The sequence below is a fragment of the Dyadobacter tibetensis Y620-1 genome, assembly GCF_000566685.1.
GTDB classification, from domain to species: Bacteria; Bacteroidota; Bacteroidia; order Cytophagales; family Spirosomataceae; genus Dyadobacter; species Dyadobacter tibetensis.
This window is the reverse complement of the sequence record NZ_AZQN01000003.1, coordinates 745,062-761,083: the sequence shown is the minus strand read 5'-3', so window position 1 is coordinate 761,083 and position 16,022 is coordinate 745,062. Positions and strand designations below refer to the sequence as shown.

The window sequence follows — 16,022 nt, the reverse complement described above, 5'->3', positions numbered from 1 at the left end:
AGAACATATATGAGTCTTTAAACGCTTATTTTTTTATAACTTTCTTTCTTGTTACCATTCCGTTAGCCATCCTTATTTCTAGGATATAAAGACCAACAGGATAATCACTTAAATTAACCATTTCACCATTGAACTTTGGCTGAGATTTTACCCCTTTACTATCATAGATAATTATAGATTCAACTACATTTGAGCCCGAGAAGGATAACTGTATATTATCAGCTGTAGGATTAGGTAGGACAACTATCTCGATACCTCCTTCAATAGGTACATTAATAATTCTAGAATAGGTACCAACTGATGTATTAGCGACATCCTGATCAACCTGTAATAATCTATAATAATTGTTCCCTTGAGCAGCCGAATTATGCGAAAATGAATATAACGTTTCTACATTACTATTTCCCTTACCATCTACAATACCTATTTTTGAAAAATTTATGGCATCAGTACTATATTGAATTTCGAAATGGCTATTACTCTTTTCCCAGGCCGTTTTCCACTCCAATATCACTTCACTATTATTAATATTTTTGGCCTTAAAATATATAAGTTCCACTGGGAGGGGATCTAGTTGAGTTAGTACCTGTAATGCAGGATCACCTAACAGTAGTGATTGGTGAGCATTTGCAATATCATATTGGCTAGCCGCTGCAACTCGTGCACCTTCACTACCTGTCATCACCAACATGGAAGCATCTCTCTGTAACCATCCAAGTGTTTTCCTATTTTGATCCGATTTAAACATACTCCTATATAAATTATCAAGATAATTGTTCGAAGACGTCTCAAAAGCATAATATGAGTTACCAATAACAGCGATGGCTCCTTTATTTGCAGACATTAACCAATCTGCCGATAAAGGCAGTTGATTTGCTATTGGACTCGTAGGAAACTCCCCAAAAGCTCCATTAAATATATTCGCTACTCCACAGCCATTAAAATACATAACAGGATATTTCCCTTGATTGTCATAACCACGTGCAGGATCACTTGCATAACCTGGATTATTATCGGTATAATGTGATGTACCATGACCGAAATAGGAAATCATCCCCACACCGTTATTTACATTCGAAGAAATATCTAATTGTGTAGAGGGATAACCATAGTCTCCATCAGCTTTTACTTTTGCTGTTACTGACCCATTAAATGCAGGAGCCGTAACCCATTTATTATGTCCCGCTAGATAATTTCCAAACCTAGTGTTTTCATTAACATATATTCCGCCACTAATGTGAAGTACCCTTTTCCTCCATGACTTGTCGCCAGAAGGTGATTCATATTCCTTAACTTTGTTTAAATAATTCAAAACTTGTGTATTAGATGTTGCTGGAATCCGACCTACAGGTATAGCTTGGACTTCTGCAGGCGAACCCGCTAACCCTTCGATTATCAACGCATCAGAACCTGGAAATCCAATAGTAGGTATTTCACCAGGTAATTCCCGGACCGTAGCATTCCATTTGGTCGTAGATGGACCAATCAACAATAATGAATGTTGAGGTCTTACTCCATTCTTCAACATATAATCAACAAATCTCCGAATCGCAACAGGACTTGGTTCACCATAATTAAATTGATTATAAATATCCTTGATTTTAACAAGCAAGGTTCTGTAGTTCCCCCCTGTGCTAGATCGATAATCTACATACTGAGAAGCTGAGCTAAATAGCGTTTCATTCGTTATAACAAGGTAGTCCTTATCCAAGGGATTTAGATTAGTAAAAGAAATGGGACTGGAAGTTTTCTGGGTGCTCTCCGAAGTAACTAATAATTTCACCTCTTCACCAATTTGCCTATTTAACATAACCTGAAGGTTTGAACCAGTATAAACTCCAGTTACAATTTTAGGATTATGAGGATCTGTTATATCAACTATCCTTGCAGCGGTCGGAGCATTAGTTATATTTAGTAGAGAAGTAGATCCTTTCGCAGCAGGTAAGTTAAAGAGTTTAGACGCAGCTCCTGACATATTAAAAGATTGCGGATATGCTAACTGTACATAGGTCACAGAATATATTCCCGTTGAATTGTTATCAGTAGTAACTTTAACCGATTCCAGCTGGAAAACTCCTTTGCCAGTTGCATCATAGTTGGTCGATTCAATATCGTACGAAACTTTGTGAGGTATAAAATCCGAGAATTGAATTAATTGGCTATTAGCAACTAAAGTTGAAGTAGTTTTCCCAAATGAAACTTTTATTTGATTAGTAGAAAAAGTCCGGCCATTTAGCAATACCTCAATATTAGGTTTATAATCAGAAACTGCCACATAATTTTTCATCTCATAGGGATGAGAGTAAATAGGGTTTCCTGAAAAAGTACCATCACCTCTATCCTTCTTATAATATGCTCGACTTGAGCGTCCCTTCCCTTCCACAAAATAACTCTGATCAAGTGTATGAAAAACCAGATTTTGAGAACCATCATAATTATCACTATTCGTATACACGGTCAAGTCTTTCTGGATATGATAAGGTTCTGGTGTGCCGGAAGGAGTGATAACCGCTTGGGTTGGGGCAAGTTTTGTGGCAGTCGCAGATGAATAAGTTAAGAAATAAGCACTTTCATCGGAAAACCAGCTATAATAAGGATTTGCACGTACTCCTGTATAGGGTCTATATAAAAGCGCATCGGACGCACCATCGTTAGGCACCCCATAAAATTCGATCGAGCTTGCCGTAGCCGAAAGTAATGCTACCTCTTCTCCCCGATGGTATAAATGCAATTGCCCCTGTTTATTCAGAAAATTCCCTGTAAGATTTACCTTTTGAACACCTTGTGTATTAACGCCGATGCGCAACCACTCCTGTCCATACTTGCCGGCCAGCCACTCATTCCCATAAGCGCCACTCCATTGGGCTTGGGCTGGTTGGGGCGAAAGGCCAATTAGCAGGATTGCGAGTAGCCATATGTTTTTAGTAAAATTATGTATTTTCATAATGCTATGTAGAATTTTATTTGATCTGTATAGAATGACTATTTGGTTTACGAAAAAAATACTTGGATCGATGTCATCAACACCTATTTAGTATACGGGATTTCAAGCCTAAAGTTACAAAAAATTGAGTTTAGTTTTAAAAAAACTAATTCCCGCCAAAACGGTCATCTCCTTATTAATCAAGGCAAATAGCCCTTAATTCCCCCTATAAGGCCGATTTAAAAAAAATGCATCTGGAATTTTTATATTACTTTGGCAGGCTTTTTTTAGAACTTATTTAATAGTCCCATTTTATTTAAACTAGAACAAAATCGAAATTATTCTCCAATGCTATTCCTTCCTCCCCTGGCGTCCGACCGGTCGCCCGAACATCGAAATATCCTATCCCGGCGAGTCGTTTTTCGTTCTCCGATCTGCCCCATCTCTTCCCTATTTCTGCCGTACTAAATCTGCTGATTGTCTTTTTCCACGGAAAAACATCAGATAAAGAATATCAGTTACATCCGTGTCGGCAGGGATTTTTACCGTTTAATAAATCCTTATCCGATTAAGATTATCCCGAGCAACATTCTATTTTTTAAACGAAATACTTTTAATAGATTGCCTCCAATCAACACATCTTTATATAACAAAACGCTAATAATTTAAGTAAACCTCTCTTTCACATCCCATGAAAAAAAATTTCCTTCTGATGCTGGTCATCCTGACCTCCCTTATTTCACTCAGAACCCGGGCTCAAATCGTACTTACCTCCCCGGCCGACCGGGTGGTCTATCAACGTGATGCGGCAAATCAGTTTAATCTGCAGGTCCATGGCTATGTTGAGCAATGTGTAGAAAGTGTAGAATTTCGTCTGGTCCCCATTTCTTCCCGTCCGTCGGGGCCCGTTCTTGGCTCACCGGCTCCTGCCACCGGATGGATGACCGTGAGTCCCTCTGGAATTTGTTCCAACTTCTCGGGAAGTCTTACCGTTACAGGAGGCTGGTACAGGCTCGAAGCCCGAGCCTTTCAGGGTGGGGTCGTTACCTATACGACCACCGTTGATCATGTCGGGGTGGGCGAGGTGTTTGTCATCGCCGGCCAGTCAAATGCCACCGGTGGGGATAGCAACCCTACCGGGCCCGGAGCCACCGAAGATGCGGTGAGCAGCGTTAACTTCCAGAACTTACCCATACAACCCTACTCCGACGTGGAGCTACCCTGCCCGGAGTATGTGCATCTGGACCAATATACCAAAACGGCACCCTTCGGAAATTATGCCTGGTGCTGGGGTGTATTTGGCGACAAAATGGTCCAGAAGCTCGGTGTTCCGGTCATGATTTTCAATGCGGGCTGGTCGAGTACCGGAGCCTGGAACTGGAAAGAGAGCATCGATTATAATAGTGCTACCCCTACCATTTCTTACTGGGGTTATTCCTTCCCGAAGGGGCTTCCGTTTGGCCATTTGCGGCTTGCCCTGAACAATTATATCGCTCAGTTGGGCGTTCGTGCGGTACTATGGCACCAGGGAGAAACCGATAATGCCGCAGAAAGAAATCAGACTACCTACTATAACGACCTGCGCTCGGTGATAGAAGCCACCAGGAGTCTGTCGGGAAAGGCTACCCTTCCCTGGGTTGTGGCCCAGGCCAGCCGTTTCACCGTCAACGATGTGAGCAGGGTATGGGAACCAGTAATCGCTGCCCAGCGTGCCATAGCGGGACTGGACCTGCCCGAGCAGAAAATGTCGGGTGTTTTCCCCGGCCCGGATACAGACCCATATTTCACGTCGGAATACCGCTCCGACGGTATACATTTCTCCGGCAACGGGCTGAACACCCTAGCCGAGCTCTGGGCCGACAAGCTGGATACACCATTTTTTACAAATGCTACCCCCTACCAGCCCATCCCGTCTCCGGTGGTGAGCATTCAGGGAGCGGGGGCCGAAACGCGCCTTACAGCCAATACCGGATGGGATCAATATGGCTGGCTACCCAGCGGCTCCTGCCATAATCCCATCGACACTACCAACAGTGTAAAGCCGGGACCCGGCGTTTTCCGGGTTAAGACCACCGATAATTATCAAAATGTGGTCTTCAGCCCCAATTATTTCATCCCGTCTACCGCCCTACCCGTTCGTCTGGCTTCTTTCGATGGAAAGGCTGCCGAAGGACAGGTTATGCTTCAGTGGACAACGGCACAGGAGGATAACGTAGACTACTTTGAAGTAGAGCGTACTACAGACTTGAAAAACTTTACTTCTCTGGGCCGGGTGAGCGCGGAAGGCTTCTCCAGCCAGGAAGTGAAATATGACTTTTTTGACCGGGACCTTGCGAGTGGACAATACTATTATCGACTCAAATCGGTGGATCGCGACCTGACTTTCAGCTACAGTCGCATGGCTGCGGTAAAAGTTGAATCGCAGCAAATCCTCTACGCCTATCCCAATCCGGCCACGGGCCATATCTATGTTCAAGGCGAAGGAAGAAATGTTGCCACCGAAATATACAATTCTACAGGCCAGATAATAAAGCAGTTCACCACCCAGGGGAGCCGGGAAAAGGTAGATATAAATACACTTACACCCGGGCTATATACGATCAGACAGGGCGGACAGTCCTATAACTTTATCAAGACCGCATATTGAAAAAGTAAAATTTAAGAAGCTCATAAGTAAGCTCCCGAGGTAGACTTAGGTGATAAATATTGGATCATATAAGGTATTTATTGTCCCTAAAAAAGAAGTTTATCCGGGAGCTTCTTTTTGCCTTCAAAATGAGCGAATTTCGGAAACGAATAGTATGACCATCCTTGTTAAATAATTATTAATAGGATTTTTCCGAGTTACGACTCAATCATATAAAATTTGTTTTCAATGGCCACAGATAAGACCAACAAAGTACCAGCCCAGGACGTTGTTTTGATTGGAGCGGGCATAATGAGTGCTACACTTGGCGTATTGCTCAAAAAATTAAACCCATCTTGTACCATTTCCATCTTCGAACGGTTGGATCGCGTAACGGCAGAAAGCTCGGATGCCTGGAATAATGCAGGAACAGGACATTCCGCCTTTTGTGAGCTTAACTACACGCCCCAGAAAGCAGATGGGACGGTGGACATTAACAAAGCCATCAAAATTGCGGAGTCCTTCGAGGTATCTAAAGAGTTTTGGTCTTTCCTGGTAGAGAACGACATTATAGACTCTCCCGAAGATTTCATTCATCACATCCCCCATATCAGTTTTGTCTGGGGAAAGGACAATGTCTCCTTTTTAAAAACCCGCCACCAGCAGCTCACCAGCCATCATTTATTCGAAGGGATGGAGTACACCGAAGATCAGGAAGAGATCAGACGCTGGGTACCCCTGATCATGGAAGGTCGCGATCCGGGCCAGCCAGTAGCTGCTACCAAAATGGAACTGGGCACCGACGTGAACTTTGGAGCCTTGACCCGCCATATGTTCCAGTATCTGGAAAAACAGGAAGGCGTAAATTTATATCTGAACCACGAAGTTGAGAAGCTTAAAGAAAAAGATGGAGGCTGGGCACTAAAAATAGAAAACCGGGAAACGGGCAAGAGTTTTAAGGTGAAGTCTAAATTCGTATTCATCGGCGCAGGAGGTGGGTCTCTGCCTTTGCTCGAAAAATCGAATATTCCTGAAGGAAAGGGCTTCGGAGGCTTCCCGGTAAGCGGGCAATGGTTGGTATGTACCAACCCGACATTGATAGAGCGCCACCAGGCCAAGGTATATGGAAAGGCTGCCGTGGGTTCTCCTCCTATGTCAGTTCCGCATCTGGATACCCGTATGATCGACGGTAAGCAAGCCCTGCTTTTTGGCCCTTATGCAGGCTTCTCCACCAAATTCCTGAAAAATGGTTCTTATCTGGATCTGCCTCTTTCCATCAAACTTAATAATATCAAGCCCATGCTTTCTGCTGGGATCCATAATATTCCGCTGACCAAATATCTGATTGACCAGGTGCGCCAGTCCCCTCAGGACAGGCTAAATGCATTACGGGAATATTTACCAGAGGCGCGTTTGGAAGACTGGAAACTTGAAAAAGCCGGTCAGCGCGTGCAGGTAATCAAGAAGGACAAAAAAGAAGGTGGGGTACTGGAGTTCGGCACCGAAATGGTCACTGCGGCCAACGGATCGCTGGCCTGCTTACTGGGCGCTTCTCCAGGAGCTTCTACCGCTGTATCTATTATGATCGAACTGGTACATAGATGCTTTAAAGAACAAGCCGACAGCCGGGAATGGAATACAGCCTTCAAAAAGATGATCCCCTCCTATGGGCAGTCTCTTGCCGAGAATGCCGCGTTGCTCCGGGCTACCCGCACCCGCACCAGCGCCACTCTGGAGCTAGGCACTTCCCATTTTGAGGAAGAGTTTTTCGTCTGACATATCAGCTTTATAAAAAAAGGGCAGACCCGACGGTGCTGCCCTTTTTTTTGTCCATTTCACTTCTGTATAAATACCCGGACCCCCTTTTTATTCCCCGTTACCACATCGGGCTTGCCGTCCTTATTAAGATCTTCAATGGTAACATGCAGGCCTACGCCAGAATCCTGATCGATCAGGTGGCGCTTCCAACGGGGTGTCTTACCTGGCTGATAGGCATACCAATAGATCACGGCCGGCTCCTTACCCCCGGGATCTTTTCCACTATGGGCAAAGTACCGCTTACCGGTAACGAAGTCTATATGTCCATCTCCGTTGATATCGGCCAGGGCCAGGCCATGGGTCTGCGAATAGGTGCTATCGATCAGATGATGCTTCCAGGTGGCCTCTCCCTGTGCATTTATCCCCTGCTCATGCCACCAGATGCCATAGGCATGGGCAGAAGCCGAGAGCACATCGTTCCGACCATCCCCATTGAGGTCCAACACATACATCTGTGAGCAATCCTGCCCCAGATCAGCCTCTGTAAAAGTCCACTGCCCATTATATATATCATCTGGCCCTTTCCACCATCCATTTTTCACCAGCACATCTTTCCGTCCATCTCCATCTATATCGCCATATCCCAGCCCATGGGTGTACATATGGGTGGCCCGATCGGGCTGACTACTGATCACGAATTTGGTCCAGCTGGTAGCCCCTAGTTGCACCGGCGACTTAAGCCAAATCACTTCTTTGCTGGTCGGATCGTTACATAGAAGATCCTCCCTTCCGTCTCCGTCCATATCTACAAAGATCGGAGACTCATTGCCTACGGAAGAATGAATCATATGGCGGGGCCAATGTCCTCCTACTCCTTTAGGGTTTTCGTGCCAATAGGCCGGCTTCCCGGGCCAATCGATGCGAATGAGGTCTACCCAGCCATCCTGATTGACATCCATGGCAAAATCAAGGAAAGAGTCGCTGTAGCTGCCCACTACCTGAAAGGTGTCGGGCTTGGCCAATTCATGCGGGGTCCAATGGGGAGCTTCAAACCAGTAGGCTCCAGCCAAAACATCGGGTTTCCCATCCCTGTTGACATCTCCCACGGTAGCGCCCTCAGAAATGAAACGCGTGGTAAGCGGAGTTTTAATAAAATCAGATTCTTCCCCGGCTTTCTGAGCCCGGAGCGGAGTCCCTGCCAGCAGACCTATGGCTAGGAAGGACAGGAATAAGGTGCATGCTTTCATATTTTCTTAAGGTTTAGAAGCCGGGCAGGAAACACCTGCGCTTCCTGTTCATGGCTTCATAGCAAAGACATCATCATACAAAAACTCCTCAATCGGATCTGGCACTTATAAAACAGGCCCACCTAACCCATAAAATATCAGTGGCCCGCCTTCAGAGACGGCCTTAGCCTAATTTTTAGCTGTTGTCACCATCCTGGGCCACAAACAAGTCCCGGGGTTTGGTGTGGGACTCGGGCCTAACGGCCATAAAATTTTGATACTGTACATCCGAAATCAGCGCGAGCTGTAAGGCCCTCCTGAGGACAACTGGAAAGGGTACATGGAAATGACTGGCTATATCAGCGGCCAGAAAGGCGGGGATTTTTACAATATCGGCCCGAAAGAAACTCTCTACCTCCGTAGCTGGTAGTAGCAGATCGAAAACCAGTTGCTCAGCCCTCAACTGTAAAGAAGCTTCGGTAGTATATAAACCCTGCAAACCTAAGGAAGCGGTTAGCAAATGGCGGTAATAATTAATTTCATAGGTGTCGGCTCCGGCTCTTAAAAATATCCATCCCTTCTGATGGAAAAGCGCCGAGAAAGCTTCAAAATTGCTATCTGTGCTTTTTAGCTGGGCAATTCGTACTTCCTCCGGATAGGGTAACCTTAGGGCAAGAGAATCTATCACCTCCTGAGCGAAAGAAATATCGGCAAATTCTCCGGCGGGCTCCAACTGCCATTGCCCCTTGAGAAGCCCCTCGAAGAGCTCCTCAGCCGCCGCCTGCTGCGGGGGGCTACCCAGATTCATAATAATCCTGTTTCCATGCACAGTAAAATCGAGGGGAAGCTGATTCTTTGGAGGCTTTCTGGCCATGACCTAATGGGAGCGTGTTAAACAAATCAAAGATAAGTGTAAATACCTGGAGTACAACTTCACTCCTGATTTTCCTTCCAGGAGAGGGTGTTTAGGAGCTGAATCATATCGGCCTCTATAAAGTCGATGACAGGGGCCAGGGAATCATTTTTCACAGCAGTAGGAAAATAGATGGCTCCTCTCAGGAAATGGCTCGTGCTATCGGTCGTGTAAAATTGGTAAGGACTGGGTACATCCCCTTCTATTTTAAAAATAATGGCCGTCTTACCACTTTTAGAAAGTACCCGGCGCTCCTGAATTGAAGAGGCCCTTATCTGGTGCTTGGCCGCCAGTTTATAGGCATCGTCGATAAACTCCTTTAAATGCCCTTCTTTTTTCCCTATGGGTTTATAGGTGATCTGAATATTGGCCTGAAATGCCGGATAGTGGATAAATATCCAGTCCTTGCCGGCCGTTTTAAAGGTATCGGGCAACACCTGCGCCCATTTCGATACGGCAAATTGGTAGGGATATTTCTCTTCAAGTGGTTGATATTGATGGCTGGGGAGAACAATTCGGTTGAAACCTTTCGGTTTGGGTGCGTAGTAAGCTTCTTCACCTGAGCCGCAACTGATCAATACGAAAGTTAATGCCATGGCGAATAACGCCTTATAAATATCTCTTAAGGTCATTCCGTGTAAAGCTTTTGAAGAGTCACAAAGCTAACGAAAACATTCTTGAAATATTTGGTAAGACTCCCCCGGAGAACCGAAAAAAAACCGATTTCAACTGCGGAGAAGCCTATAAGCCTATTCTACCGTAACCGACTTGGCGAGGTTGCGGGGTTGATCGACATTACGTCCGCGCATCACGGCAATATAATACGATAGCAGCTGCAGGGGTATCACCGAGAGCAGGGGTACCAAAATTTCGTGTACGGGAGGGACCTCAATTACGAAATCGACCATCCCAGGAATCAGCTCATCGCCCTCAGTCACGATGGCAATCACCCTTCCCTTCCGGGCTTTCACTTCCTGAATATTGGAGACGATCTTGTCATAGGAGCCATCTTTGGTCGCCAAAAACACCACGGGCATATCCTCATCAATCAGGGCGATAGGGCCATGTTTCATTTCGGCTGCCGGATACCCCTCGGCATGGATATAAGAAATCTCCTTCAGTTTAAGCGCACCTTCCAGTGCTACCGGAAAGTTAAGTCCGCGTCCGAGATAGATAAAATTACGGGCATAGGTAAAGATAAATGCAATTTCTTTGACTTTATCCGCATTTTCGAGCAGCTGCTGAACCTTTTCCGGAATCGTTTCCAGCTCAATCAGCAGCTGACGATAGATGTTCTCCTGAAGGACACCCTTGCGTTTGGCAACGGCGATGGCGATCTGGGTAAGAACGGTAACCTGGGCAGTGAAGGCCTTGGTACTGGCCACCCCTATTTCCGGACCGGCATGGGTATAGGCCCCTGCATGCGTCGCCCGGGCTATGGATGAGCCTACTACATTGCAAACCCCAAAAATGGTTGCACCTTTTTGCTTAGCGATCTCGATGGCCGCCAGGGTATCAGCCGTTTCTCCCGACTGGGATATCGCAATCACCACGTCGTTTTCGCCTATTACCGGATTGCGATACCGGAATTCGGAGGCATACTCCACCTCTACGTTGATTCGTGCCAGTTCTTCAAATAAATATTCGGCCACCAGGCCTGCATGCCATGAAGTGCCGCAGGCTACAATCACTATTCTTTCGGCCTGAGCCAGCTTATCCATATAATGATTGAGCCCCCCTAACTGCAAGGTCCCTTCAGAAGCATTGGACCGGCCTCTCATGCTGTCGGCAATGGAGCGGGGCTGTTCAAAAATTTCCTTCAGCATAAAGTGGTCGTAGCCCCCCTTTTCAATGGCTTCCAGCTCAAGCTCCAGGGTCTGGATATAAGGGATAGCAGGCAGGTTGTCCAGATCGCTGATTGTCAGCTCCCCATGGCTTACCACTGCCACCTGGTAGTCGTCCAGATACACCACCTCTTTGGTGTACTCTACGATGGGGGTGGCGTCGGAAGCAAAGAAAAATTCATCCTTCCCGATCCCAATCACCAGCGGACTACCTTTCCTTGCAGCGATGAGCTGAGTGGGGTTTTCCTGATCCATGATCACAATGGCATAGGCGCCTACCACCTCTTTCAGGGCGATGCGAACGGAAGCCTCCAGGCTCTGCCCTGTCTCCCTGCGAATCTCTTCGATAAAATGAATGAGCACCTCGGTATCCGTATCGCTGACGAATTGATGCCCTTTGCCCAGGAGATTCTGCCTGATAGAGGCGTAATTTTCTATAATGCCATTATGGATGATAGCAATGGAATGGTCATTAGAAGGATGGGGGTGTGCATTTCGGTCGTTAGGCTCCCCATGAGTGGCCCAACGGGTATGTCCCATGCCCACGGTAGAAGACTTATCTTTGCCCTCCATCAGATTTTCTAATTCTGTAACCTTGCCTTTTTTCTTGTATATATTCAATTGACCATTGTCTACCAATGCCACTCCTGAACTGTCATAACCCCGATATTCCAAGCGCTTCAACCCCTTAACTACAATCGGATAGGCGGGTTGGCCGCCTACATAAGCTACTATTCCACACATATTATTTCTTTATTTAGATGAATTTGATAGAATGCGTATGTTGCAAATTAAGATCAAAATCAGGGCTATTTCAAATGATCTATTTATTGAAATATTTAAAGAAGTGTTTTTGACTATCGTGCACGAACACAGGCATTTTTTAAATTATTTTAATTTAAAAAATATAAATCTTCTCACAGACTCCCCTCCTGTTTTCCTTAAGTGTAGCCGAAGGAATCAAGAACATAAGCCCTGCAGAACGCAGGGGTTTATAGGATTAATTTGGAATTGGCTGGAAAAATAAGGGCAAAAAAATAACGCCCAACCGTCAGGAAGGGCGTTATAAAACGAATGCGTTCAATGCTTAGTTAAGCAAATCGGTATACAGATTGTAGTACGACTCTGAGAATTTTTCATCTTCTTCGTCCAACTCTACACGTTTAGGCGTATCGTTAAAGATTTGATTCAGCAGCTCACCGCAATTTTCTTCGGCTTTCAGCACCGCGTCGGCATAAGCACAGCCAATTTTAACAAATCCTTCGAAATCGGCGCTATGTAAATGGGCAAGTGCCTCATCGCTTACATCCATCGCTTTTGCTTTAGACTGAAGGTCGGCGTCAAATTTATAATCAAAGGCATTATTATGTACGGTAAATACGCTTTTGGTATCCTTAAACATCGGGTCGTTCCGATAAGTTGTTTTCAGGTACATGGGAATCAGGGCGGTCATCCAGTCGTTGCAATGCACGACATCGGGAGCCCAGCCTAATTTCTTAACCGTTTCGAGTACTCCTTTGCAAAAGAAAATAGCCCGTTCGTCGTTGTCATCATAAAAATTGTTTTCTTTGTCTACGAAAACAGATTTACGGTGGAAATAATCGTCGTTGTCGATGAAATAAACTTGTAATTTAGCGTTTGGAATAGAGGCAACCTTGATAATCAAAGGTTTTTCTTCGTCTCCAACGGTAATATTTATTCCTGAGAGTCTAACTACTTCATGAAGCCGGTTTTTGCGCTCATTAATAAGACCAAATCTTGGGACCAAAATCCTAATTTCGGCTCCTCGCTCCTGCATAGCTTGTGGCAATCGGCGCACGTAATCCGCTACATCGGAAGTTTGAAGGAAAGGATTTATTTCACTGGCTACATACAAAATTCGTAGTTTCTCCATTAGATCATTAGCAGTTTGTGAAAAAAAGTTTTGCAAAATTATACAAAAAAAATCGCATTTTCAAAAGATATTCCAAACTAATTATGATATTGCAGGCATTTTCCCTGGATTCAGCCGGGCTGTATTGCCGGCGGATCAGGCATTCAACCCTGTTTTAAAAGAATAATGGGGCCAGTCCTGGCGGCTCTTCTTTTCTCCTTTATCCGAGTACTACAATTTTGCTAAATGCACGTTTTTACCACTGTCTCTGAATTACAAGTCCATCTAAAGCAAGCGCGTAACCAAGGACAACAGATCGGCCTGGTGCCCACCATGGGGGCACTTCATCAGGGCCACCTCTCCCTGATAAGCCAGGCCCTGGCGGATAACGACCTGGTGGTTTGCAGCATTTTTGTAAATCCAACCCAGTTCAATAACCGGGAAGACCTAGCCAAGTACCCCCGGACAGAAGAACAGGATCTGGACTTGCTCCGCAAAGCGGGCTGCCATATCGCCTTTGTCCCCGAGGTAGCTGAGATATATCCAGTCCCAAGCCAGCTTCGGCTAGACTTCGGACCTCTGGAAACGGTGATGGAAGGAAAATCGCGCCCAGGGCACTTTAATGGAGTAGGGATAGTCGTATCCAAGCTCTTTCATATTACTCTGCCTGACCGCGCTTATTTCGGGCAAAAAGACCTACAACAGGTAGCCATCATAAAGCAGCTCGTAGAAGACCTGTCCTTCCCCATCGACCTGGTGGTGGTTCCCACCTTGCGGGAGCCTACTGGCCTGGCACTTTCTTCCCGCAACCAGCGCCTGTCAACCATAGAGCGGCAACGAGCTCCTCTGGTATTTGAACAACTCTCGCTGGCCAGGCAGCACCTGGAAGAAGGTATGCCTATAGCAGGAGTCAGTGAGGCACTTGTAGCCTACTTTGCCTCTACTGCCGACTTCCGGCTCGACTATTTTGAAGTGGTGGACCCCAAGACCCTCCAGCCTCTTGAGCGCTACAACAAAAGCCAGGAAGCGGCCCTATGCATCGCCATTTACCTCGGATCGGTGCGGCTAATAGACAACCTACTGATATAGCAAAGGCCGCTCAACCAATGCTGAACGGCCTTCTGAATCCTATATATTGGGAATTAAAACTTCCTTTTCTAAGTCATTATAATTTCCAGTCGCCCCGGTAGTCGCGCTTTACAAACTGATTGCCCTCTTGGAAATTGGTAATCTTCATAGTCTTGCCATCCCAAAGCAACTTCTTGCGCCCCGGATAATCAAATCCCTTTCCATTCTCCCGGGCCGTGCGGTAGTTATAGCTGCGGATAGCCAGGTTACCCATCAACACGGTCTCGGTAAGTGGGCCGGAGTAATCGAAGCTAGAAGTCAGGGCCTTATGTTCCTTGCTGTTAAAGCCTGCCTTGCACGCATCGGTCCAGGAGGTCTGGTGACCATATTCGGGCATGGGCGAGTATTTATTCTCGAAAGCACCTTTTTTCATCTCAATTTTCTCACCGTTTTTCATATAGATTTTCGGATTGCGGCCATAGGTACCACAGGTCATCACTCCTTTTTCTCCGATCATCAGCACCCCATTGCTACTGTCATCTTCTCCTAGTGGTTCGTCGGCCGGAATCCAGTCGGGATGGAAGGGGCGCAGGCCACCATCATGCCAGGTCATTTTCAATTCCGTCTTGTTCACTTTGGTGGCAGGGAAACGGATTTCAACCCTTGAGGACGGAGGGCATCCTTCTGGTATATATTCTGGGGTCCAGTCCTTGATAAATACCGATCCTACGCTACATTCTACTGCCGTTGGGTAGTCCAGCTCCAGAATGCGGAAAGGGGAATCGATAAGGTGGCAGCCCATATCACCCAGGGCACCGGTACCAAAGTTCCACCAGCCTCTCCACTTAAAGGGATGGTAGGCCGGCGTGTAGTCTACGAAATCGGCAGGCCCAATAAACAAATCCCAATCCAGAGTACCTGGCACTGGTGCTTTTTGATCGGGAACGGGAATGCCCTGGGGCCATACCGGACGATTCGTCCAGATTTCCACATCGCTTACTTTCCCGATCATTCCTTTCTTAAACCAGTCCACCATTTGTTGCTGCCCAGGGTTAGAAGCACCCTGATTACCCATCTGCGTAACGGATTTGTATTGTCGTGCCGCTTCTGTCAGCTTTCGGGCCTCATAAATATCGTGTGTCAGGGGTTTTTGTACATACACATGCTTACCAGCCTGCATAGCCGCCATGGCGATTACCGCATGCGTATGATCGGGCGTACTGATTACTACGGCATCGATGTCCTTGTCCATCTCCTGGAGCATCTTGCGGTAGTCCTTATACTGCTTGGCAGCTGGAAATTTATCGAAACATTTTTTGCCATAATTAAAGTCCACATCGCAGAGGGCTACTACATTTTCTGCTCCGTTATTCCATGCATTGGTAATATCGGAAAATCCCTTTCCGCCAACGCCAACAGCTGCCAGATTCAACTTATCACTCGGGGCAGTAAACCCCTTACCAAGAACATGGCGGGGCACTATAAAAAAGCTACCCAAGGCAGCTGCCGTACTTTTTTGGAGAAAATCGCGGCGGGAAACCTGATTTATTTTTTTTCCTTCACTCATGACTGATTAGTTAAAATATACGTATGCGATCATAAAAGCATTTAGCATGTTTTTCATACTGACATTATCATCGTAATAACGGCCAGTAGAACAAAAAGTACTACGACCTCCTAAACTAATATTTTCTCTTAGTAAATGCCAGCAAAGAAGAAATAACAGGAATATTTAGGGGACACTTTTTTTGCCAAATCAGGAAAATGAACCCATAGTAGTCCAAAACCGTT

10 protein-coding genes are annotated in these 16,022 nt (G+C 45.9%); 3 read left to right on the top strand and 7 right to left on the bottom strand.

Translation table 11 applies throughout. From position 1 onward, the window contains the following. Positions 1 to 25: 25 nt before the first annotated feature. A complete protein-coding gene (gene porU2, locus X939_RS0110250; RefSeq protein ID WP_025763174.1) occupies positions 26 to 2,944 on the bottom strand; it encodes a putative type IX secretion system sortase PorU2 in 2,919 nt (972 codons plus the stop codon). Between the two features lie 670 nt (positions 2,945 to 3,614). Between porU2 and X939_RS0110245 the strand changes: the two genes are divergently transcribed. Together X939_RS0110245 and X939_RS0110240 are read left to right on the top strand one after the other, a co-directional pair. Further along, entirely contained in the window at positions 3,615 to 5,570 is a 1,956-nt protein-coding gene (locus X939_RS0110245; protein WP_025763173.1) for a sialate O-acetylesterase, read from the top strand. 228 nt (positions 5,571 to 5,798) lie between these two features. Further along, complete coding sequence (locus X939_RS0110240) at positions 5,799 to 7,325, top strand: malate:quinone oxidoreductase (protein WP_025763172.1); 1,527 nt, start codon at positions 5,799 to 5,801, stop codon at positions 7,323 to 7,325. A 59-nt stretch (positions 7,326 to 7,384) separates the two neighbouring features. Here X939_RS0110240 and X939_RS22295 read toward each other — a convergent pair whose 3' ends face one another. The 5 genes from X939_RS22295 to X939_RS0110210 form a co-directional block, all read right to left on the bottom strand. Beyond that, a complete protein-coding gene (locus X939_RS22295) occupies positions 7,385 to 8,554 on the bottom strand; it encodes an FG-GAP repeat domain-containing protein (protein WP_044198911.1) in 1,170 nt (389 codons plus the stop codon). Positions 8,555 to 8,729: 175 nt separating this feature from the next. Then, positions 8,730 to 9,341 carry a hypothetical protein gene (locus X939_RS0110230; protein ID WP_229236039.1) on the bottom strand — a complete coding sequence of 204 codons (612 nt, stop codon included), beginning with the start codon at positions 9,339 to 9,341 and terminating at the stop codon, positions 8,730 to 8,732. Between the two features lie 125 nt (positions 9,342 to 9,466). Further along, a complete protein-coding gene (gldD, locus tag X939_RS0110225; protein WP_044198909.1) occupies positions 9,467 to 10,078 on the bottom strand; it encodes a gliding motility lipoprotein GldD in 612 nt (203 codons plus the stop codon). Between the two features lie 117 nt (positions 10,079 to 10,195). Next, positions 10,196 to 12,034: a glutamine--fructose-6-phosphate transaminase (isomerizing) gene (gene glmS, locus X939_RS0110220; protein ID WP_025763169.1), complete on the bottom strand. Its 1,839-nt coding sequence runs from the start codon at positions 12,032 to 12,034 to the stop codon at positions 10,196 to 10,198. 343 nt (positions 12,035 to 12,377) lie between these two features. Further along, the gene (locus X939_RS0110210; RefSeq protein ID WP_025763167.1) at positions 12,378 to 13,184 is read right to left on the bottom strand and encodes a glycogen/starch synthase; all 807 of its coding nucleotides are present in this window, start codon (positions 13,182 to 13,184) and stop codon (positions 12,378 to 12,380) included. Between the two features lie 225 nt (positions 13,185 to 13,409). On the opposite strand from X939_RS0110210, the gene panC reads away from it, so the two are divergent. Continuing rightward, complete coding sequence (gene panC / locus X939_RS0110205) at positions 13,410 to 14,252, top strand: pantoate--beta-alanine ligase (protein WP_025763166.1); 843 nt, start codon at positions 13,410 to 13,412, stop codon at positions 14,250 to 14,252. Positions 14,253 to 14,328: 76 nt separating this feature from the next. On the opposite strand, the gene X939_RS0110200 is transcribed toward panC, so the two are convergent. After that, complete coding sequence (locus tag X939_RS0110200; protein WP_025763165.1) at positions 14,329 to 15,798, bottom strand: Gfo/Idh/MocA family protein; 1,470 nt, start codon at positions 15,796 to 15,798, stop codon at positions 14,329 to 14,331. Between the last annotated feature and the right edge of the window lie 224 nt (positions 15,799 to 16,022).

Coding starts and splice junctions, on each gene's coding strand:
- X939_RS22295 (WP_044198911.1), bottom strand. CDS start 8,554: ATGAAAGCATGCACCTTATTCCTGTCCTTCCTAGCCATAGGTCTGCTG.
- porU2 (WP_025763174.1), bottom strand. CDS start 2,944: ATGAAAATACATAATTTTACTAAAAACATATGGCTACTCGCAATCCTG.
- X939_RS0110210 (WP_025763167.1), bottom strand. CDS start 13,184: ATGGAGAAACTACGAATTTTGTATGTAGCCAGTGAAATAAATCCTTTC.
- X939_RS0110245 (WP_025763173.1), top strand. CDS start 3,615: ATGAAAAAAAATTTCCTTCTGATGCTGGTCATCCTGACCTCCCTTATT.
- panC (WP_025763166.1), top strand. CDS start 13,410: ATGCACGTTTTTACCACTGTCTCTGAATTACAAGTCCATCTAAAGCAA.
- X939_RS0110240 (WP_025763172.1), top strand. CDS start 5,799: ATGGCCACAGATAAGACCAACAAAGTACCAGCCCAGGACGTTGTTTTG.
- X939_RS0110200 (WP_025763165.1), bottom strand. CDS start 15,798: ATGAGTGAAGGAAAAAAAATAAATCAGGTTTCCCGCCGCGATTTTCTC.
- gldD (WP_044198909.1), bottom strand. CDS start 10,078: ATGACCTTAAGAGATATTTATAAGGCGTTATTCGCCATGGCATTAACT.
- X939_RS0110230 (WP_229236039.1), bottom strand. CDS start 9,341: ATGAATCTGGGTAGCCCCCCGCAGCAGGCGGCGGCTGAGGAGCTCTTC.
- glmS (WP_025763169.1), bottom strand. CDS start 12,034: ATGTGTGGAATAGTAGCTTATGTAGGCGGCCAACCCGCCTATCCGATT.